The organism is Paenibacillus sp. FW101-FHT12H11 (assembly GCF_058790355.1).
Window position 1 is genome coordinate 198,709 of sequence record NZ_JBYTCO010000006.1, and the last position, 19,224, is coordinate 217,932.

At 44.7% G+C, this 19,224-nt stretch carries 16 protein-coding genes; 14 read left to right on the forward strand and 2 right to left on the reverse strand.

Annotated elements, in window-relative coordinates; translation table 11 throughout:
• Nucleotides 1–10 precede the first annotated feature (10 nt).
• From AC3WTJ_RS20670 to ytvI, 6 genes are all read left to right on the forward strand, one after another.
• A complete protein-coding gene (locus AC3WTJ_RS20670; RefSeq protein ID WP_492523445.1) occupies nt 11–826 on the forward strand; it encodes an undecaprenyl-diphosphate phosphatase in 816 nt (271 codons plus the stop codon).
• A 116-nt stretch (nt 827–942) separates the two neighbouring features.
• Complete coding sequence (locus AC3WTJ_RS20675; RefSeq protein ID WP_157323030.1) at nt 943–2,076, forward strand: HD-GYP domain-containing protein; 1,134 nt, start codon at nt 943–945, stop codon at nt 2,074–2,076.
• 65 nt (nt 2,077–2,141) lie between these two features.
• On the forward strand, nt 2,142–4,370 hold the full coding sequence (locus AC3WTJ_RS20680) for an MMPL family transporter (protein WP_492523446.1): 2,229 nt from the start codon (nt 2,142–2,144) through the stop codon (nt 4,368–4,370).
• A 118-nt stretch (nt 4,371–4,488) separates the two neighbouring features.
• Complete coding sequence (gene yfkAB / locus AC3WTJ_RS20685; RefSeq protein ID WP_127458408.1) at nt 4,489–5,616, forward strand: radical SAM/CxCxxxxC motif protein YfkAB; 1,128 nt, start codon at nt 4,489–4,491, stop codon at nt 5,614–5,616.
• A gap of 29 nt (nt 5,617–5,645) precedes the next feature.
• On the forward strand, nt 5,646–6,983 hold the full coding sequence (locus AC3WTJ_RS20690) for a hemolysin family protein (protein WP_492523447.1): 1,338 nt from the start codon (nt 5,646–5,648) through the stop codon (nt 6,981–6,983).
• Nucleotides 6,984–6,997: 14 nt separating this feature from the next.
• Nucleotides 6,998–8,044 carry a sporulation integral membrane protein YtvI gene (ytvI, locus tag AC3WTJ_RS20695; protein WP_407871295.1) on the forward strand — a complete coding sequence of 349 codons (1,047 nt, stop codon included), beginning with the start codon at nt 6,998–7,000 and terminating at the stop codon, nt 8,042–8,044.
• A gap of 139 nt (nt 8,045–8,183) precedes the next feature.
• Here the strand turns inward: ytvI and AC3WTJ_RS20700 are convergent, their stop codons facing one another.
• Complete coding sequence (locus AC3WTJ_RS20700) at nt 8,184–8,870, reverse strand: C40 family peptidase (RefSeq protein ID WP_492523448.1); 687 nt, start codon at nt 8,868–8,870, stop codon at nt 8,184–8,186.
• 204 nt (nt 8,871–9,074) lie between these two features.
• On the opposite strand from AC3WTJ_RS20700, the gene AC3WTJ_RS20705 reads away from it, so the two are divergent.
• From AC3WTJ_RS20705 to AC3WTJ_RS20715, 3 genes are read left to right on the forward strand one after another with little or no spacing between them, the layout of a single operon-like run.
• Entirely contained in the window at nt 9,075–9,299 is a 225-nt protein-coding gene (locus AC3WTJ_RS20705; protein ID WP_127458118.1) for a spore coat associated protein CotJA, read from the forward strand.
• Nucleotides 9,296–9,562, forward strand: coding sequence for a spore coat protein CotJB (locus AC3WTJ_RS20710; RefSeq protein ID WP_157323011.1), 267 nt, complete (start codon nt 9,296–9,298; stop codon nt 9,560–9,562). Before AC3WTJ_RS20705 ends, AC3WTJ_RS20710 begins: the two co-directional genes overlap by 4 nt.
• Nucleotides 9,563–9,578: 16 nt before the next feature.
• Complete coding sequence (locus AC3WTJ_RS20715) at nt 9,579–10,148, forward strand: manganese catalase family protein (RefSeq protein ID WP_161409002.1); 570 nt, start codon at nt 9,579–9,581, stop codon at nt 10,146–10,148.
• A gap of 851 nt (nt 10,149–10,999) precedes the next feature.
• On the opposite strand, the gene AC3WTJ_RS20720 is transcribed toward AC3WTJ_RS20715, so the two are convergent.
• Nucleotides 11,000–12,001, reverse strand: a complete 1,002-nt coding sequence (locus tag AC3WTJ_RS20720; protein WP_492523449.1) for a hypothetical protein — start codon at nt 11,999–12,001, stop codon at nt 11,000–11,002.
• Between the two features lie 723 nt (nt 12,002–12,724).
• On the opposite strand from AC3WTJ_RS20720, the gene AC3WTJ_RS20725 reads away from it, so the two are divergent.
• The 5 genes from AC3WTJ_RS20725 (at nt 12,725) to AC3WTJ_RS20745 (ending at nt 19,188) form a co-directional block, all read left to right on the forward strand.
• Nucleotides 12,725–13,747 carry a response regulator transcription factor gene (locus tag AC3WTJ_RS20725; RefSeq protein WP_407871298.1) on the forward strand — a complete coding sequence of 341 codons (1,023 nt, stop codon included), beginning with the start codon at nt 12,725–12,727 and terminating at the stop codon, nt 13,745–13,747.
• Nucleotides 13,747–15,552 (forward strand): cache domain-containing sensor histidine kinase, encoded by a 1,806-nt coding sequence (locus AC3WTJ_RS20730; RefSeq protein WP_492523450.1) that lies wholly within the window; start codon nt 13,747–13,749, stop codon nt 15,550–15,552. Before AC3WTJ_RS20725 ends, AC3WTJ_RS20730 begins: the two co-directional genes overlap by 1 nt.
• Nucleotides 15,553–15,647: 95 nt before the next feature.
• Nucleotides 15,648–16,622: an ABC transporter permease gene (locus AC3WTJ_RS20735; RefSeq protein ID WP_127458113.1), complete on the forward strand. Its 975-nt coding sequence runs from the start codon at nt 15,648–15,650 to the stop codon at nt 16,620–16,622.
• 15 nt (nt 16,623–16,637) lie between these two features.
• Entirely contained in the window at nt 16,638–17,531 is an 894-nt protein-coding gene (locus tag AC3WTJ_RS20740; protein ID WP_127458112.1) for a carbohydrate ABC transporter permease, read from the forward strand.
• 13 nt (nt 17,532–17,544) lie between these two features.
• On the forward strand, nt 17,545–19,188 hold the full coding sequence (locus tag AC3WTJ_RS20745) for an ABC transporter substrate-binding protein (RefSeq protein ID WP_492523451.1): 1,644 nt from the start codon (nt 17,545–17,547) through the stop codon (nt 19,186–19,188).
• Nucleotides 19,189–19,224 lie beyond the last annotated feature (36 nt).

Sequence of the window (19,224 nt, forward strand, 5' to 3'; positions counted from 1 at the left end):
GGGGGAAACCATGCATACTATTTTTGAAGCGATCATTATCGGGATTGTAGAGGGATTGACCGAGTTCTTACCGGTATCCTCAACAGGACATATGATTTTGGCGCAAAGTTTGCTCAACACGCAAAACGACGAAGTGATGAAAACCTTTGATTTTGTGATTCAGCTTGGGGCCATTATGGCTGTCGTCATTATTTATTGGAAACGAATCTTATCGCTGTTTGGCTTGGTGAAAAGAAAAAGCGAGAGCAGAAGCGGGAAAAAACTGAATCTGCTGCATATTCTTATCGGTATTATTCCTGCTGGAATCGTCGGCGTATTGTTTAATGATGTTGTGGATGAGAAGTTGTTTAATTCAACGACGGTTGTGATCGGACTTATTCTTGGCGGTATTTTGCTCATTATTGCAGAGCAGAAGAAAGGGAGACCGAGCACCGAGGTATTGGATGACTTAACTTACCGCCAAGCCTTCTTTATCGGCTTATGGCAGCTTGTGTCAATTTGGCCAGGATTCTCTCGTTCCGGTTCCACGATTGCAGGGGGGATGCTTTCCGGCGTTAGCCGTGCAGCGTCTGCTGACTTTACGTTTATCATGGCGATCCCAATCATGTTCGGAGCTTCCGGCGTCTACTTCTTGAAAAACTATGAAGCTCTTTCTTCCAATGACTTCGCATTTTTCGCAGTAGGGTTTGTAGTAGCTTTCATCGTAGCTCTATTAGCGGTTGTTTCTTTCATTAAGTTTGTCCAAAATATGAAATTGACCTATTTTGCCTACTATCGTTTCGCAGTAGCCATTGTATTTGCTCTTTATATGTTTTTAAGTAAATAGTCTTTGAAATAAAGTAGCGAACCGCGTCGAAAGATGCGGTTTTTTATGTTGAACTTTTAGGTGAAATCTATTACATTTAGATAGATAATAACGTTCAGCTACACGGGGGTCCTTACATGCTGTTAATGCCGATCAACAAGTGTCATCCTGGAATGAGGCTGGCAAAGAATATTTACAACGAAGATGGTATGGTTTTGCTCGCTGTTAACGTTGAGCTGACACAGAGACTAATCGATCGGCTATTTTCATATGGTATCGACTATATTTATATCGCAGATTCCCGGACTGATGATGTTATTCAAGCCGATATTATTCAAGATGAAACGCGAAGCAAAGCTATTCATGAAATTCGGCATACCTTTAAGAAGGTTATGGAAGATTCGAACAAACGTGGAGCTGTTAGCTATTACGATATCGGACGTAACTTCCGTGATGTAATGAACATGATTATTGATGATCTTAGTGCTCATCAAGGTGCAATGGTCATGTTAAACAATATGAATATTAAGGATAATTATTTATTCCAGCATTCTGTGAATGTTAGTATATATGCGATCATGCTCGGCATTAGCTATGGATACAGCCGTGAAAAGCTGGAGACGCTTGGACTTGGCGCTTTGCTTCATGATATTGGAAAGACCAAAATTCCGCTAGGCATCCTGCGCAAGCCTTCTCAGTTGACTAGTGATGAATTCAAGGAGATGAAAAATCATACCACGTATGGTTTTCAAATTCTGAAAGATGAGCCGAACATCCCATTGTTGTCAGCGCATTGTGCTCTGCAGCATCACGAACGGATAAACGGAAGCGGATATCCGCGAGGTTTGCAAGGTCCGGATATTAATGAGTTTGCGAGATGGATTGGCTTAGTGGATTCTTACGACGCTATGACAACTACGCGTGTATATCGCAGGCCGTTATTGCCTCATGAAGCGATGGAACAACTTTTTGCAGGTTCAGGCACGATGTATGATCAAAGTCAAATTGCTTTATTCCGCGATAAAATTGCCATCTACCCGCTTGGCATCACCGTGAAATTGAACACAGGCGAATTCGGGATTGTTTCCAAATTAAACTTAACGGTTCCGCAGAGGCCGGTCGTTCGCATCCTGCAGGATGAAACAGGCAGAGAACTCAAAGAGCCGTATGAAATCGATCTCTCCATCAAGCATTCCATTCTCATTTCCGAAATCGGTGAAATTAAAATAGAAGAACTCGACACGGAATCGGGTATGCCAACCCTGCTTTGAGATAAAATAAAAGATAACAAACATGAAGAACCTGGGATCCCAGGTTCTTTTTGCAGATCAGGGGGATGTGTGTGAGAGAATCAGCGGTGAAAGGGAAATTTTGGAGATGGGGATACGCCATGCATCGTTATCGCTGGCTAGTCCTTACGCTTTGTGTGCTATTGTTCCTTAGTTTCGCGCTATTTGCACAGAAAACACCCGGCATACTCAAAGATAACGGTTTTACGCCAAAAGGAAGCGAGTCGGATCTCGGTCTCATCCAGCTGCGGGATGAGCTTGGCGTACCTCTTACGACGATCAATCTGGTTTATACGGGGGATGGCCTCGATATGACCAAGCAAGAGCAGCAAATGGCTATCATGGATTCTCTCAGTGAATTAAAAAAGCTGCCCTATGTAGAAAATGTGAATTTCGTTGCTGCACCTAGAAATGAAGGGCATTTAAATGTTCAGGCTGTGAACGTTTCGCTGGATCTGGACACGGACCCGGCGCTGGAGAAATACCCCGAGTTGAAGGAACGGGTACAACCTCCCGCCGGCATGAAGGTTTATGTAACCGGGGGACCTGCTATTTTGCATGACATGCAGGAAGCGAGCAAACATGATATTGCCAAATCGGAAGCCATTGGCCTCCCCATCGCGCTTATCGTATTGTTAATTGTATTTGGGACGTTAGTCGCGGCGCTTCTGCCAATGATCGTGGGACTCATGAGTGTTACTCTCACGCTCGGGATTACCTATTTTATCGCGCAGCATCAGTCCTTATCGAATTTTCTTCCCAATATGGTGACGATGTTGGGACTAGCCGTTGGCATTGATTATGCCTTGTTTCTGGTTAGCCGTTTCCGGGAGGAACTGAAGGTTCAACCCAATGTGGCTGAAGCGGTGGCCATGACTTGCCAGACCGCCGGGAAATCCATTTTCTTCTCCGGCATTGCGGTACTGATTGGATTATTGGGCATGCTGTTCGTGGATCTCACGTTTTTTCGCTCCTTGTGTTTAGGCGGGATCATTGTCGTATCCATATCGGTTGTTGTCGCCAACACGATGCTGCTTGCGCTACTGGCGGTGCTCGGCAAGCGAATTAATTCGCTTCAGGTACTGCCTAAGCGCTTTCGGAAGCAGGAAACGTCCCGATTCTGGGAAAAGATGGCTTATGGTGTGATGAAACACCCTGTTTTGCTTGTCATACTGGTTGGGGGCGCTTTGATCTATGCGATGACTCCGATTGGTCAGATGAAGCTAAGTGTGCCGAACGCCGAGGTGCTGCCTCCTAACTATGAGTCGCGATACGGATCTGACTTGCTTAAAACGGCTTATGATCCACGGATGACGGGGCCGATTCAAATCGTCGTACATACAAGCGATGACATCTGGGAAGAGACTGCGGTCCGTCAAGTTCGGGCGTACGGCGATAAAGTAAAAGGCGTTTCAGGCGTGAAAGAGGTTCAAAGCTACCTCAGCTCGCTAGGACAACATACGGATGAAGAATTAGCAGGTATGTTGAAGGCTCCAGGAGTTAAAGAGCAGATTGAAGGGGCCAAGCTGGCGAAGGGACATACTGCGCTGCTCGTTGTTGTGCCTGAGAATGACCCGGATGATCCTTCTACGGACGGGCTTGTTCGGAAACTCCGGTACTTGGAGCGGGAGGGTCTGGATGTGGCGGTCACTGGCGGACCGGCTTATCGGCTTGATATCATCGATCGCATTCAAGATGAAATACCTTACGTGCTCACTTTTGTCATGGGGATTACGTATTTCGTCCTTCTGATTGCTTTCCGGTCCATTCTGCTGCCTCTGAAGGCTGTCCTTATGAATATGTTAAGTCTAGGGGCGAGCCTAGGGTGTGTGGTATTAGTGTTTCAGCATGGTTATCTGGCAGATTTGTTGCATATCACATCCATTGGTTATGTCAGCGCAACGCTGCCGGTTATTATTTTTTGCGTGGTGTTCGGCATCTCGATGGATTATGAAGTTTTCTTAATCTCCCGCATTATGGAGGAATATGAAGCGAGCGGAGATAATGACAAGAGTACAGCGGAAGGGCTCAAAAAAACAGGCAGCTTGATTACAAGCGCTGCTTTCATTCTGGTTGTAGTCGTCGGTTCGTTTATCTTCACAGATATAGAAATCATGAAGGCGCTAGGTCTAGGTCTTGGCCTCGCGGTCCTCATTGATGCTACGATTGTTCGCGTCATGCTCGTACCCGCTTTGATGAAGCTGCTTGGCAACGCGAACTGGTGGGCACCGAAGTGGCTGCGGGTGAAATCGCCGATTCCGGCGGAGAAACCGTAGCGAATGACAAGGTGGTTTCCTTTTTTTCGCATCATAAGTTACAATAAAGGGCATAGGTATAGGCATGATAAGAACAAAATGCAAGTGAATAGGAAATGATAGGTCAGGTGTGAACAGCATGAATATGAATGAAACACGCTCCTTTTTACCGGAGCTATCTCCCGCTTATGACCCTTGGGACCCGATTCGGTCTTATCGGCAATACGGGAAACACGTACTTACTAGTGTAGAGTTGACGATTACCAACCTGTGCAATATGCGCTGTGAGCATTGCGCGGTAGGCGATTCGTTAACGATGACGGAAGGGCCACGTATTCCCTTGCCCGTTATTTTGAATAAGCTGGATCAGGTAGAGCATTTGGAGACAATCAGTTTGACTGGCGGAGAGCCTTCGTATCACATTAAGATTGTCAAAGATTACATGCTGCCCATCCTTAAATATGCACGGGAGCGGGGAATTCGTACCCAAATCAACTCGAACTTAACGCTCGACTTGGAGCGGTATGAGCTGCTTGCTCCCTATCTAGATGTTATGCATATCTCCTTTAATTACTTGAATGCTGATGATTTCCACCAAGTCGGTTTCGTTAATTCCCAGCATCCGGTAGGCCGTGAAACAGCGGTGCGCATGTATGAACGTATGGTGGACAATACGATAGCGCTAAGCAAAGGCGGATTGTACGTATCTGCGGAATCCATGATCAACACGCGAACACATGAGAAACTTCCGCAAATTCACAAGCTGATTGATGAAATGGGCTGCAAACGGCATGAGGTTCATCCGATGTATGCGAGCTCTTTCGCCTCCCACCTGCCCATGGTTTCACTAGACGAGTTAAGAAGCAGCATTCATCGCCTGCTGGACAGTCGGAATCGCGATATGTGGATGTTATTCGGGACACTGCCGTTTTTTGCTTGCAATGAGCTCGAAGAGGACCGATTACTGGTAAAAAGGCTTCGCGAAGAACCGAATGTCACGGTCCGGAACGATCCGGATGGACGAAACCGCTTAAATGTGAGCACATTTACCGGTGAGGTGTTCGTCACCGATTTTGCGAATGAACCGCCTCTGGGCAATATCCATGATGATCATTTGGATACGATTTTTGCAAGATGGGAGCATAATCCCCTGAATCAAAAGGTGAATTGCTTCTGCAGCGCAGCTTCCTGCTGCGGCCCGAACTTGCTGGTGGCCGATTCGTATTATCGTTCCATTGATTTTAAAAGCCGACAAGCTATTATCTAATATCATCTATCTGAAGGAGATATCCGCACTTGCCACATACTTCCTTTGAAATTGGACCTATTGTTCTTAATCTGGTATTAGTAATTATCCTCGTTCTGCTGAATGGTTTCTTCGTTGCTGCTGAATTTGCGCTTGTTAAAGTGCGGCATTCCCGCATTCAGCAGCTGCTCAATGAAGGCAGCAGCAAAGCAAAGTATGCCGACAAAGTTACATCGGAATTGGATACTTATTTGTCAGCTACACAGCTCGGAATTACTTTAGCCTCATTAGGCTTAGGTTGGGTAGGGGAGCCGGCTGTTTCCGAGTTAATCATGGAACCGCTCTTCCACACGCTAGGTCTAGAAGCATCTGTGTACACGCATGCGATATCTTTCATCTTCGCCTTTGGTTTCATTACTTTCCTTCATATCGTGCTGGGGGAACTGGCGCCTAAGTCCTTCGCGATTCAGAAAGCGGAATTAACCTCGCTGTGGCTCTCGGCACCGCTACTGTACTTCTATCGCTTGTTCCGTCCAATTATCTGGGTGCTTAATGGCGCGGCTAATAAGTTCTTGTCCTGGATTGGCGTGGAACCCGCAAGTGAGCATGAAGCGGCGCATACCGAGGAAGAAATCCGCATTCTGATGGACGAGAGCGTGAAGAGCGGGCATATCGATCAGGATGAAATGGTGCTTTTTGATAACATTTTTGAATTCTCAGAGCGCATTGCAAGGGAGGTCATGCTGCCGCGGACCGATATGGATTGTTTGTATCTGGAAATGAGCTTTATCGAGAACCTGCGGATGGTTCATGAAACGAAGCATACCCGGTATCCCGTCGCTGACGAGGATAAGGATCGAATAGTCGGATTCGTACATATTACCGATTTGTTTACGGCTGATCCTGATGCGGAGCACGAGATTAGTGAATTCATTCGGCCTATTTTGAATGTGCCGGAATCGATGGAAGTAAGCCGTGTTTTGAAGCTCATGCAGAAAAAACATTCGCAATTAGCGATTGTTGTGGACGAATACGGCGGTACCGCGGGTCTTCTTACTCTAGAGGACATTATGGAGGAAATCGTTGGCGAGCTGCACGACGAATTCGATATCGACGAACGGCCTGAAGTTGAGGTGAAAGATAAGTATACATCCGTTGACGGGCGTGTGCTCATTGAAGATTTGAATGATATGCTCGATTTGGAGATTGAAGACGAGGATGTAGACTCTATAGGCGGATGGTTATTTAAGAAGCTGGAAGGAGCCCCGGTTAAAGGTAAAAGAGTGGCTTCAGGCAATCATGTTTTTGAAGTTTCTGAGGTAGATCGATTGCGTATTGTGCGTATACATATTACAAAAATCAACGTCATAATGCCTGGAAATGAATAATCGGAGGAATTCCTATGTCGCTTAAGACGACACTAATCATAGTGCTTGGATTGCTGGTCCTATACGGATTTTTCACGATAGGATTACCTTTCCTGCTTGCTTTGGTTACAGCTATCTTTTTGGATCCTCTAACGCTGCTGCTCATGCGAGCTATTAAGGTTAATCGGTTGGTTGCCGCGTCGATCATCAGTACCATTTTTACGCTGCTATTGGTAGCTTTGTTCTATTTCATAGGATTTAATGTCGTGACTGAAGTCATTGAGCTGGGGCGGAAAGCCCCAAATTATATGGACGAAGTCAATAAATATGTGGATCATGCCGTTAGCCAAACGCAGGTGTTCTATGATTCCTTGTCGCCCGAAATGGCGGCTCAGGTGCAAACGTGGGTGGAGCGAAGCACCGAAACGCTAACCGCGACGTTAACGGACATGTTGAGCGGGATTTCAGGTTTTTTCCTGAATATGGCAGGGAAAATTCCGAATTTCTTTATCGTCATGATCGTCTACGTCATCGCTTTATATCTGTGCATGTTCAGCTTACCGAAATTGAGAGTCGCGTTCCTATCTATGTTCGAGGAGCAGACGAGAGCCAAAATGGAAAATGTCCTTGTGTATTTACGGGAAGCTATTTTCGGATTCATTCGTGCTCAGCTCATCATGGCGATATTGACGTATTTGGTCACTTTCATAGGCTTACTGGTGCTTAGAGCGGAATACCCGTTAGCGATCTCTTTACTCGTAATGGTTATGGAATTCGTCCCTGTCATCGGTACGGGGCTGGTGTTCATCCCATGGCTGGGTTATCAGCTGTTAGTCGGGCATACGGGGATGGGAATTGGACTATTGGTCCTGTTCCTGGCCTTGACAATCTTCCGCCGCATTGTGGAGCCTAAGGTGCTGAGTGAAGCAGTAGGGATTAATGCCCTTGCCGCTTTAATAAGCTTGTACATTGGCTTTGAGCTGCTAGGCGTAGCCGGGTTATTTTTGGGACCATTGGTCGTCATTATCTATCAGGCGATGCGGAAGGCCGGACTTTTGAAATTGAATATTAAGTTGGATTAAAATGAAAGTCCCTGTTGGCTGCCGTTTGTGGCAGAGCAGGGACTTTTTTTAATTGGCAAGAATATGCCCTCGCCGCATGAGAGGTCAAAAAAAGCCGTCTCCGTAGGGAGAGCGGCGTGAAAGAGCAGTGAGCGAAGAACTAATATACGCGCTTAGCTCCCATATACTTAGGTCCCCAATATGAGCTTGTCAGACTTTGCGGGTAAATGCCTGCTGATCGTGTAGCGGATAGAAATTGCCCGTTCCCCAGATAGAAGCCTACATGGTCAATAACGCCGGGAGTGGCTATGGCGAAGAACACCAGGTCACCAGGCTGCAAATTAGCCTGACTTACGGATGAGCCTGTGTTATAAAGCTCCTGGGAGGTTGTTCGAACAGCTGGAATCCCATGCTTTTGAAACATGTAATAAATAAAGCCGGAGCAGTCAAAGCCTTGTGGCGTCGCTCCGCCCCATAGGTAGGGGACATGCACAAAGTTCATCGCATCGTCCAGCAGCAGCCGTTTTTTTATCGAGTGGGAGATGCTGGTTTGGGATGCGGTATCCACTACGCCGGTGGGAGCTAACAGATAGGCCTTTTGATAATCTTTAACAGCTTGAGCTGTGATTGTGCCGAAGTAACCGGTGATGGTTGGATATGTAAAATAACCAAGTGTTTTTAAATTTGATTGCAGAGTAGACACGGATGAACTTGTCATTCCTTGCGTTAAAGTCATGCTGCTTGTTGAAGCCGACGCCGCAGATGCAGGTGGTGCGGGAATAAGGCTATTTATTGTGACGCTTACAAGAATGGCTGCAGAAACGATGATTTGTTTAGATCGTGTCATTGTGATTCCTCCAAGGTGTTAGATTGTGTAAGTCATGGTATCACATGGATTGTTCTTATTGTAAGCGCTCAAGCGCCCCCTGACCATGAGGAAATATTGGAATATCTGTGATTTTGGCCAAGTTGTGCTGCATATACGTGCTTATAGGCCTCTCTGCCGCTATGACTATTTCTCACGCACCAAAGTGAGAAGAGGAGGAGACGTATGCAATCGCAATTCAGAAAGTACTATCCCTATATTAGTCCATTTGATCCTTGTCCACCGATTCAAGTGAAATTGTATAATGTACCGCCGCACCTCTTTATTGCCTTCCAACCACCCGGTTTGCCGCAATTCAGTCCTTATGAAGCTTTGAAAAAAGGGACGTTATGGCCCGCTCTCTATGGACCTTACGAATCCAAAATAGAAGAAGGGAGCCCATGGTTATGAATCCACCAGCAGTACCGGAATCTTACTACAAGATGATGTACGACCTGCAGGCTGTTGATTTCGTATTGGTCGAGCTAACGCTGTATTTGGATACACATCCGAACGATCTCGCAGCCATCCAGCAATACAATCAATTCGCACAAAAAAGGAAGGCGATGGTTCAGGAGTTTGAGCTGGAGTTCGGCCCACTTATGCCTTTTGGCCATGCCTATAGCAAAAATCCTTGGCAATGGGTGGATACGCCATGGCCATGGCAGGTCTGAAGAAGGAGGAAGAAGCATGTGGATATATGAGAAGAAACTTCAGTATCCGGTCAGAGTCAGCAAATGCGACCCAAGGATGGCGAAGTTACTACTGGAGCAATACGGGGGAGCTGATGGCGAGCTGGCAGCGGCATTGCGTTATTTGAATCAGCGCTATGCGATTCCGGATAAAGTCGTGGGGCTGCTTACGGATATTGGAACAGAGGAGTTTGCTCATCTCGAAATGATAGCAACAATGGTTTATAAGCTTATGAAAGATGCAACGCTGGATCAACTCAAAGCTGCTGGTATGGACGATCAGTACGTGATTCACGATAGAGCGCCATTCTATCAGAACGCGTCAGGCGTGCCGTGGACGGCTGCTTACATACAAGCGAAGGGTGATCCGATTGCAGACCTCTACGAGGATATAGCTGCCGAGGAGAAGGCTAGAACGACCTATCAATGGCTAATTGATTTGACCGATGACGTCGATCTGCAGGATAGTCTGAAGTTTCTCCGTGAGCGGGAAATTGTGCATTCCCTTCGTTTCCGAGAAGCTGTTGAAATTTTGAAAGATGACAGGATGCAGAAGAAGGTTTTTTGAGGGTTTGACGGTGATGGTATCCTAAGATTAAACAATTTTTGAAGGGGAGTGAAGGAAGCAAAGTGCCGAAGGGATGGCAGCATAAATGTGAGGGGAGGGAAATTATATAAAGATGGAAAGGATTTCAATGTCTGACAAAACTAAATTTCCGTTTATGAATTAACCATGATTATCGAACCGTTATGGATTCCAACTTTCCGATCTAATGAGGTATGGGAGGCATTATGATTAAGGGGGAACAAAAGTAATGGTTTCAATCTGCTGTATTAAGTGGAAATGACGAAATTGCAACACAGTTTATTGAGAAACTACGACAAGAAAATTGTAAATCACGATGAATTTTCTGCCCCAAGTGACGAAACTGAGTAGACATTACCTTCAGTTAGTGATGATGAAACATTAAAAAAGCTGTTACTTTGGTTATTGAAAAAACCAAGTAACAGTTTCTTTGGTATAGCGATATCTTATTCGACGCGAACGGGATTCGGAAAATTATCTTCTAGTATACAAAATATTCCATATAAGATAAAATATTAAAAGTAGAATAAATGAATGCGTGTGACTAGATGATGCGAGACTAAAGAAGATTTTTCAGGAGGTGTTATCAAGCGTTGAGAAAATATTTTGGTATTTGGGCATTAGTTCTAATCATTGAACTTATTGTTCTTTACAACTATCTCGAAAGATACGGTGTTACGTACCATATCTCTATATTTGTAATTATTGTAACTTTTATTACGCTAACTTTTGGTTATGCCGCTATTCAAGCTATTTCAAAGAATATGTCGGACTAGAAGGAAACAGGGAGCCTTCAAAATAGGCCCCTGTCCTTCTGTTTCTATTTTTATCAACTAATAACTATATTGTCCACCAATCAAAGTATCTGTTGTTTGACTTTTGGTACTATAAGCAATCGTAAAGCTGCTATTTGTTGCTGTGACACTATCAATACTACCAGAGTTCCATGTATGAGCAAAATAAACCGTCGCTAAACCATGTGCAGAAGAGAAAGTCGAGTTATACTTTAGTTTTACAGCCCCAGCTCCCCACCTCATTGCGTAACCGCCGCCCCATGAATCAATCTTATCGGATAATTTAAACATTGCTCCGTTGTTAGAATCAATAGTTCCCCATCGACTAGTAATAGTCTCAGAATTCTGACCCGACTTACTAGCAGAGCATCCGCTACAAGGGGCATCATGATAGAGACCTTGAGCAAAAAAGCCTGAGAGTAATGCAGCGTTATTAGCTGTTGTTAAGTGGATGCCGACTGTATCTAAATTTCCTATTTGTGTAGCTACATTCATATTTCGCTCGCCCCACCAAGACCAGTCATTTGTAAAACTGTAGCCTCCCCAAACTTCCCAAGTGTTATTAACCGAATCGTAGGATACCCAAGGCGAATTTACAGAAACATCAGCTCCCGTTGTCGATGAAATGGCCACTTCTTTTTCTTTTTGCTTACCAAGCTCATAGTAAACCAGGCCATTTTCTTCTAAAAAGTCAAAAAAATGTTTTGTAAACTTTTGTTCTTTTCCAGCTGCGATTTTAGTAAAATAATTATCTATTTTCTTTATTCGGTCAGGATTGACTTCAGCATCAGCTTTTTGTTTTTGGTTATGTTGATTTGCTTTTTCTGCAATTAATGGTTTGATATTTTTCCCTTCTTTGAACTTGACTACTTTACCAATTGGATTTACATCTTGCTCAATGTCAACTGTGTTATTGGAATACCAGTCAGACAACGTTATTTCAGAAGCTGAAGGTTTAACAAGAACTGAAGCCGAAGCAAGTTGAGGTACTACGAGAAAGCATGCTAGTACAGATATTACTAAAATTTTCTTCATTTTCATTATTACTCTCCTCTTCTTTTAAATTATATTTTTTCCATATATTACATTTTAAATATATTAGACACAACTAATTATGTATATAGCTTTTTATGTATTTAATTGTCGAAAATAATAAAAATATAATAAATTAACTATTTGATATGCTAGCTTTTCCTTTTTCTTCTGGTGAGGCTGTCTCCAAAGTTGGATTATTGCCCTACAAGGTTATTAATAAAATAGTTTTAATTTTATTCGGTTGAGACGCTATGATACTGTAATTGCAGGTATTAGGAATTCTCTGATAATGCTCAATTGGATTACGACAGAAGTAAAGTGAATCTTTTTTTGCACAAAATAAAACACGGTACAGAAGTCCTGATACTGATGATGGAATTTATAGGATAATCTAATTATGAACAGGTGTAGCATTATACCATCCATCCTTTTTAAAATAAAAGCAAGTCCGAGTGATGTATCTCCGAGCTAGCTTTTATTTCGTCGGTTGCTTCCGATGACGTCGATCTCCAGGATAGTCTGAAATTTCTTCGTATAAGGGAATATTGTGCTCGTTATACCCCCCCACTGGCTGTCATGGCTGGCGGGGGGTTTTTATTGATGAAAAGTGCAGGGAATTTTCGATTTTGATGATTATGTTTAGATTTTAAGGGGTATTCAGGCTAAAAACATATGTAACATAATGAAGGCATGAGCTGATTCGTGAAATGATCAATAGGGGGTAAGCGAATGGCTAGAATCTTTATTGTTGACGATGAACCTATTATCGGGGTTGGCCTCAAAACGCTGATTGGGGAATATAAACGGTTTAGTGAGATCGAAACGTTTACGAACAGCGTATCCGCGTTATCGAGCATCAGGGCTAATCCACCGGACGTTGTGATGACGGATATTCGGATGCCTCGTATGGACGGTTTGGAGTTATGCCGAAATATCCAACAGCTAAAGCTGCTCACCAAAGTCGTTGTGCTTTCGGGATACGGGGATTTTGTGTATGCGCAAAAATGTATGTCTTACGGCGTGCAGGAATATTTGCTGAAGCCTATTACAGAAATTGAGCTTTATCCCGTGCTGGATAAACTGCTCGCTACGCGAGACGCGGCACTTGTTTCCTTCTCCCTTTTTGAACAGTGGGTTGATCAATTGGAGGAAGCGGTTTGGATGTTGGACAAGATCCGGGTTAGTGAACTGCTCGAAGAGGGAAAGAGGGAGTTGTTCGCCGGTGAAACGGATGTTCAACAGTACCAGCGGGTATACGATGCAGTCAGCCTGCTTCTCAAAAAATTGAATGCCAGAGGGACTTACCGGATTGAGGCAAAGCCGCTTTTCGAAGAGAACACGGTCATCACAATTACGTACGAGTGGTTTCAGGCCGAAATCGGTATATGGATGCAGCGACTGAGCGAGTACCGCAGGTATGAGAGAATTAATGTCTTGGAGGCGGCTATCCAGTACATCGATGAGCATCTTTTCGAGGAGGAGCTTTCACTGGATAGGGTTGCTGGGAAGTTAGGCATAACACCAACCTATTTCAGCCATTATTTTAAGAAAAATACGAATGAGACCTTCGTTCAATACCGAATGCGTAAACGCATTGACAAAGCCAAACAACTGCTTGCCGTTCCGCACTACAGAATTACTGACATCGGAGCCGAAGTCGGTTACGAAAGCTACCCCCATTTCTCCAGAGTCTTCAAGAAGGCAACGGGCTATTCCCCTACCGAATATCGCGCGCTGCTTGGCATTAAGTAATGAAAAACAGTTTGGTACGCAAGGTTTATCTGTACTTTGTCATTATTATCGCCCTGACCTTGGTGACGGTGGGGGTTACCGGTTATTGGCGGTCGTCCAATGAATTGGAGAATCAGTACGAAGGGCTGTTGACTCAAATTGTTGATAATGTATTGCATGAAACCGATTTATTCCTGAAAAGCTACGAGCGGGCAACGCTTTCTATTCTAATCTCGCCTGTTGTGAAAGAGGCGCTGGATCTTCCGTACAATTCGACCTCCGGCTTTTATACATCCGAAATTGCTATGAAGGGGGTATTTCAACCCGTTCTCATTAATAACCCTCAAATATCCATGACGTACATTGTCGGTTATAACGGGTTTCAGGCAACGGATTTCAATGTCCATATTGTACCTTTTAATTACAAAGGATTTGAAGAATATATCGAACAGATGAAGGAAGACGATGATATCAACGGGGATTTGACGATTCAGGAATCCGGATTTCTGGACGGTCATCTCACCCTCATTCGGAAATTGGCGGACCGTACCTCATCGAAATCATTTAAAGGCATTATGGGCTTTGAACTGAAGATAGGGGAGTTGAACACACTCTGGAAGGGCATAAAACTTGGGCAATCCGGCTATTTTTTTATCGTGAACGACCGTGGGAGAATCTTATACCACCCGGACCCGAGCCGGATCGGCAAACAGCTTGACGGTATGCATTTCAATACGGTTGAGGCCAATAAAGACCAAATATTCGAATTGCCCGGTGAACCGGGGCGGGTTTTCTTTAGTCGGAAGTCCGACTACTCGGGCTGGACGCTCGTAGCCAGCATGTCGGTTGCTGAACAGAGCAAACCGATTTCAGACCTGCGGCAAACAACGCTGTTTGTAGGTATCTTTACTTTGATTTTGGCCTTATTTCTAGCCTATCGGTTCGGACAATCGATTGTTCGTCCAGTTCGGCTTCTGGAAAATGGGATGCGCCAGACGGCCAAAGGCCACTGGACACGAGTACCTCTGACGGGAAGCCGTGATGAGATGGATCAGCTGATTACCAGCTACAATACGATGGTTACCCGACTGGAAGAGCTGGTCGAGCGGGTTTACGAGACTGAGCTGCGCAACCAGGACAATTTAATGAAACGGCAGCTGGCCGAATTCCAATCCCTGCAATTACAGATTAATCCTCATTTCTTGTACAACACATTGGAAATTATTATTTGTTACGCCGTTATCCAAAAATCAAACGAGATTAAAGACATCGTTCGCTCTCTGTCCTATATGCTGCGTTATTCCATACGCACCGATTTGGAGAAAATTACGGTTGCCAACGAGCTTAAACACATTCTGTATTTTATGTCCATTATGAAATACCGCAACCAACGCGAGTTTGAAATCGATGTTCGCATAAGCGCAGATTATTTGCTGGACAGTATGGTCCGTTTGACATTGCAGCCCTTGGTCGAAAACGTATTCAAGCATGCATTTCCCGAAGGGATCGAGGATGCTCACACAATTATTATTGACGCTTGGAAAGATGCCGATGATCTTTACGTCACGGTAGAAGATAATGGCTGCGGTATTGATGCGGATTCCCTCTTGCAATTAAACACACGACTGCTGCACAGCAAGGAGGAGAGGCTGCTGGATGCCCAACCAACATTCGAAGGCAGCATCGGGCTGCTTAATGTGCATAACCGGATTCAAATGGTGTTCGGACAACAGTACGGCCTTACTATACAAAGTGAGCTAGACGTGGGTACAAAGGTTACGATTCGGATGCCGGCGTCCAGCACAAAAAAAGTCATGCCAGTATAAAACAGCACAATGCTCGGCCGTCCTTTTTTCTGTATGCTACATATCGAAAGACATGAAACATACCGAGTCATGGACATCGAGAGAGGGAGGGATTTATGGAGGTTTCCGCTAGCAAGAGCCATACATTGTCTGTAACTGTCGGTAAAAAGGAAAATTACTTGTCTAGACTGAAAAAGAACGCATCCAGCCATTGGCAGCTCTACCTGCTTATGCTGCTGCCGATTATTTATTTGCTCATATTCAAGTATGTGCCGATGTACGGGGCTTTGATTGCGTTCAAAAATTATATCCCCACTAAAGGGGTATGGGGCAGCGAATGGGTAGGTCTGAAGCATTTCGATCGTTTTTTCCATTCGTATGAGTTTGTTCGGATTATGAAAAATACAATCGTTCTCAGCCTGTATAGTTTACTTGCGGGGTTCCCGTTCCCCATCATTCTGGCGCTTTCCTTGAATTACGTAAACGCTCGTTTTTTTAAGAAAACCGTACAGATGATTACCTACGCGCCGCATTTCATTTCCGTAGTTGTCATGGTGGGTATCATTCTGCAAATGATGGACCCACGGGTTGGCCTGGTTCAAACCATTATGAAATATTTCGGTTTGCCGGCAATCAATTTCATGGGCATACCTGAATGGTTTTCACACGTATTTGTTTGGTCGGGGATTTGGCAAAATGTTGGTTTTTCCTGCATCATCTATTTGGCAGCGCTTGCAGCTGTAGATCCTTCGCTGCACGAGGCAGCGGTTGTGGATGGAGCCAATAAAGTGCAGCGAATGTGGCACGTTGACTTGCCGGGTATTATGCCGGTTGCCGTTATTTTGCTGATTATGAACACCGGCCATGTGTTGGACATAGGCTTCGAGAAAGTATTGCTGATGCAGAATCCGCTCAATATGAGCTCATCCGAGGTCATCGATACCTTCGTGTATAAAGTTGGTTTGGCATCAACAGCCATTAATTATTCCTACTCATCTGCTATTGGATTGTTTAAATCAGTTATTAATTTGCTTCTACTGGTTCTCGTCAATCGGCTAGCCAGAAAGTTGGGACAAACGAGTCTGTGGTAATAAGGAGGCGCATCGATGACAGGACGCATACAAGAAACTGCGGATGACAGGCTTTTCACAATTCTGAATTACATCATCCTATTTATTTTTACGATTACGATTCTTTATCCTCTGGTGTACATTGTCAGTGCTTCCTTCAGCTCATCCACAGCGGTTATTTCCGGCAGAGTCTGGTTGTATCCGGTAGAGCCAACGCTAGCGGGTTATGAGGCAGTATTTAAGCATCGTTTAATTATGTCGAGCTTTTTGAATTCGGTCTTTTATACGGTAGTGGGAACGACGATTAATGTGCTTTTTACCCTTATTGCGGCTTATCCGCTTTCAAGAAAAGATTTTATGCCACGTAATGCCATAATGGCCTTGTTTGTATTCACCATGATGTTTTCAGGCGGATTGATACCGTCTTATCTGGTTGTGAAAGAGCTCGGTATGATCGACACAAGGTGGTCTTTACTTATTCCGGGAGCGCTTGCCGTTATGAATATGATTATTGCCCGCACGTATTTCCAAACGACCATTCCGGAAGAATTGCTTGAAGCCGCTCAAATGGATGGATGCAGTGATTTTACGTTTGTGCGGAAAATCGTGATTCCTTTGTCAGGTCCGATTATTGCTGTCATTTCCTTGTTTTATGCCGTGGGACATTGGAACCAATATTTTAATGCGCTACTTTATTTAAAACATCAGGAGTTGTACCCGATTCAATTGGTATTAAGGGATATTTTGGTGCAAAACGAGGTGGATGCGTCGATGATCACTGACGTTGCGGATCAAGCAGCAAGGGACGGTCTGCGGGAGCTTTTGAAGTTTTCCCTTATTGTCGTGTCTACGCTGCCCGTGCTGATCATCTATCCGTTCATACAAAAGCATTTTGTCAAAGGCATGATGATTGGATCACTTAAAGGCTAAAGGGGGCTTTTACATGAAAAAAGGTTTAACGGCTTTAGTAGCGATTACGGCGTCTCTAGCGCTTCTAAGCGCATGTGCGAACAGCGGGCCAAAGGAAACGGCACAGAAGACGGAAGCAAGCATGGACGATCAAGTGACGCCGGCAGGCGAATTCCCGATCACGAAAGAAAAGACGACGCTTAAGGTCATGGTCAAAGGTTCCAGCATTGTCCAAAACTTTGCCACGAATGAGTTCACCAAGTGGCTCGAAGAGAAAACGAACATTCATATCGATTGGGAAGTCGCTCCTGAGAAAACATTTGCAGAGAAGCTTAACGTTTCACTCGCAAGCGGGGATTATCCGGACGTGCTGCTTAATATGAGCGTATCGCCGATTCAGCAGTCCATTTACGGTAAGGATGGCGTGTTCATCCCGCTCAATCCGTATATTGATAAATACGGTGTGGAAATGAAGAAGATGTTCGAGCAGGTGTCCTATGTCAAAGATTTGATTACGATGCCGGACGGCAAAATTTATTCGGTTCCTCAAGTTAATGATTGCTACCACTGCTCGCTTGGCCAAAAAATGTGGATTTATCAACCATGGCTAGATAAGCTCGGATTAAAAATGCCGGAAACGACGGAAGAGTTTTATCAAGTGCTTAAAGCTTTTAAAGAAAAAGACCCTAATGGAAACGGTAAAGCAGATGAAATCCCGCTTGTCGGCGCTACGAATGGCCCCTCCTCGACGTTGGACCTTTTTCTGACCAGTCCGTTTATCGAGAAGGATTTCAACCTGCGCTTTGTTAAGGATGGCAAAGTTCAAGTTGCCTATAATCAACCGGAATGGAAGGAAGCTCTGACGTATCTTCATAAGCTGTTTGCTGAAGGTTTAATTTCTCCGCAAACGTTTACACAGGATAGAAACCAGTTGAAACAAATGGGGATGAACCCGGAGATTCCAATCGCAGGAGCTATTGCCTCACAAAACCAAACGGTATTTGTCGATGTCGATAACCCGAGATTCAAAGACTACGTCTCCGTACCGCCACTCAAAGGACCGTCAGGTATACGCTCAACGGCGTACAATCCATATGCGGTATCTACTGGTCAATACGTCGTTACCAATAAGGCGAAAAACCCAGCTGCCGCATTCCGTATGGCCGACTTGCTGCTTTCAGAAGAAGCGACACTGCGCAGTACGCAGGGCCGTCCTGATCAGGAGTGGGTGCGTCCGGCGCAAGGTGAACTTGGCATTAACGGGAAGCCGGCAAAATGGAAACCTATTGCCACGTTCGGCAAACTGCAAAACATCCACTGGGCACAGGCGGGGCCGTCGCTGCGAACAAACGATTTGCGATTAAGCGTAGTAGCGGATCCGAAAAATTCGCTTGAACTTATTTTGTATAATGAGACGAAAAAATACGAGCCATATGCCACCGATCCGAGCAAAATTGTACCGCCACTGTTCTTCACCAACGAGCAAGCGGAAGAGCTTTCTACGATTGAGAAGACGCTTACGGACTACAGAACGGAATTTTTTGCGAAGACGGTTACAGGATCGCTGGACATTGATAAAGAGTGGAACAACTACTTGAGCACTTTGGACAAAATGAACATTAAACGCTACTTGGAAATTTATCAACAAGCCTATAGCCAGTATAAATCGAAAAAGTAGCCAAACTCGGAAACAATCCTGTTCCGTGAGAGTGAG

What these genes read in the sequence shown, in the direction of transcription:
- AC3WTJ_RS20710 (WP_157323011.1), top strand. Translation starts at nt 9,296, where the DNA reads ATGAATCCACCAGCAGTACCGGAATCTTACTACAAGATGATGTACGAC.
- AC3WTJ_RS20670 (WP_492523445.1), top strand. Translation starts at nt 11, where the DNA reads ATGCATACTATTTTTGAAGCGATCATTATCGGGATTGTAGAGGGATTG.
- AC3WTJ_RS20705 (WP_127458118.1), top strand. Translation starts at nt 9,075, where the DNA reads ATGCAATCGCAATTCAGAAAGTACTATCCCTATATTAGTCCATTTGAT.
- AC3WTJ_RS20735 (WP_127458113.1), top strand. Translation starts at nt 15,648, where the DNA reads ATGGAGGTTTCCGCTAGCAAGAGCCATACATTGTCTGTAACTGTCGGT.
- AC3WTJ_RS20715 (WP_161409002.1), top strand. Translation starts at nt 9,579, where the DNA reads ATGTGGATATATGAGAAGAAACTTCAGTATCCGGTCAGAGTCAGCAAA.
- AC3WTJ_RS20680 (WP_492523446.1), top strand. Translation starts at nt 2,142, where the DNA reads ATGTGTGTGAGAGAATCAGCGGTGAAAGGGAAATTTTGGAGATGGGGA.
- AC3WTJ_RS20730 (WP_492523450.1), top strand. Translation starts at nt 13,747, where the DNA reads ATGAAAAACAGTTTGGTACGCAAGGTTTATCTGTACTTTGTCATTATT.
- yfkAB (WP_127458408.1), top strand. Translation starts at nt 4,489, where the DNA reads ATGAATATGAATGAAACACGCTCCTTTTTACCGGAGCTATCTCCCGCT.
- AC3WTJ_RS20745 (WP_492523451.1), top strand. Translation starts at nt 17,545, where the DNA reads ATGAAAAAAGGTTTAACGGCTTTAGTAGCGATTACGGCGTCTCTAGCG.
- AC3WTJ_RS20675 (WP_157323030.1), top strand. Translation starts at nt 943, where the DNA reads ATGCTGTTAATGCCGATCAACAAGTGTCATCCTGGAATGAGGCTGGCA.
- AC3WTJ_RS20720 (WP_492523449.1), bottom strand. Translation starts at nt 12,001, where the DNA reads ATGAAAATGAAGAAAATTTTAGTAATATCTGTACTAGCATGCTTTCTC.
- ytvI (WP_407871295.1), top strand. Translation starts at nt 6,998, where the DNA reads ATGTCGCTTAAGACGACACTAATCATAGTGCTTGGATTGCTGGTCCTA.
- AC3WTJ_RS20700 (WP_492523448.1), bottom strand. Translation starts at nt 8,870, where the DNA reads ATGACACGATCTAAACAAATCATCGTTTCTGCAGCCATTCTTGTAAGC.
- AC3WTJ_RS20740 (WP_127458112.1), top strand. Translation starts at nt 16,638, where the DNA reads ATGACAGGACGCATACAAGAAACTGCGGATGACAGGCTTTTCACAATT.
- AC3WTJ_RS20725 (WP_407871298.1), top strand. Translation starts at nt 12,725, where the DNA reads ATGGCTAGAATCTTTATTGTTGACGATGAACCTATTATCGGGGTTGGC.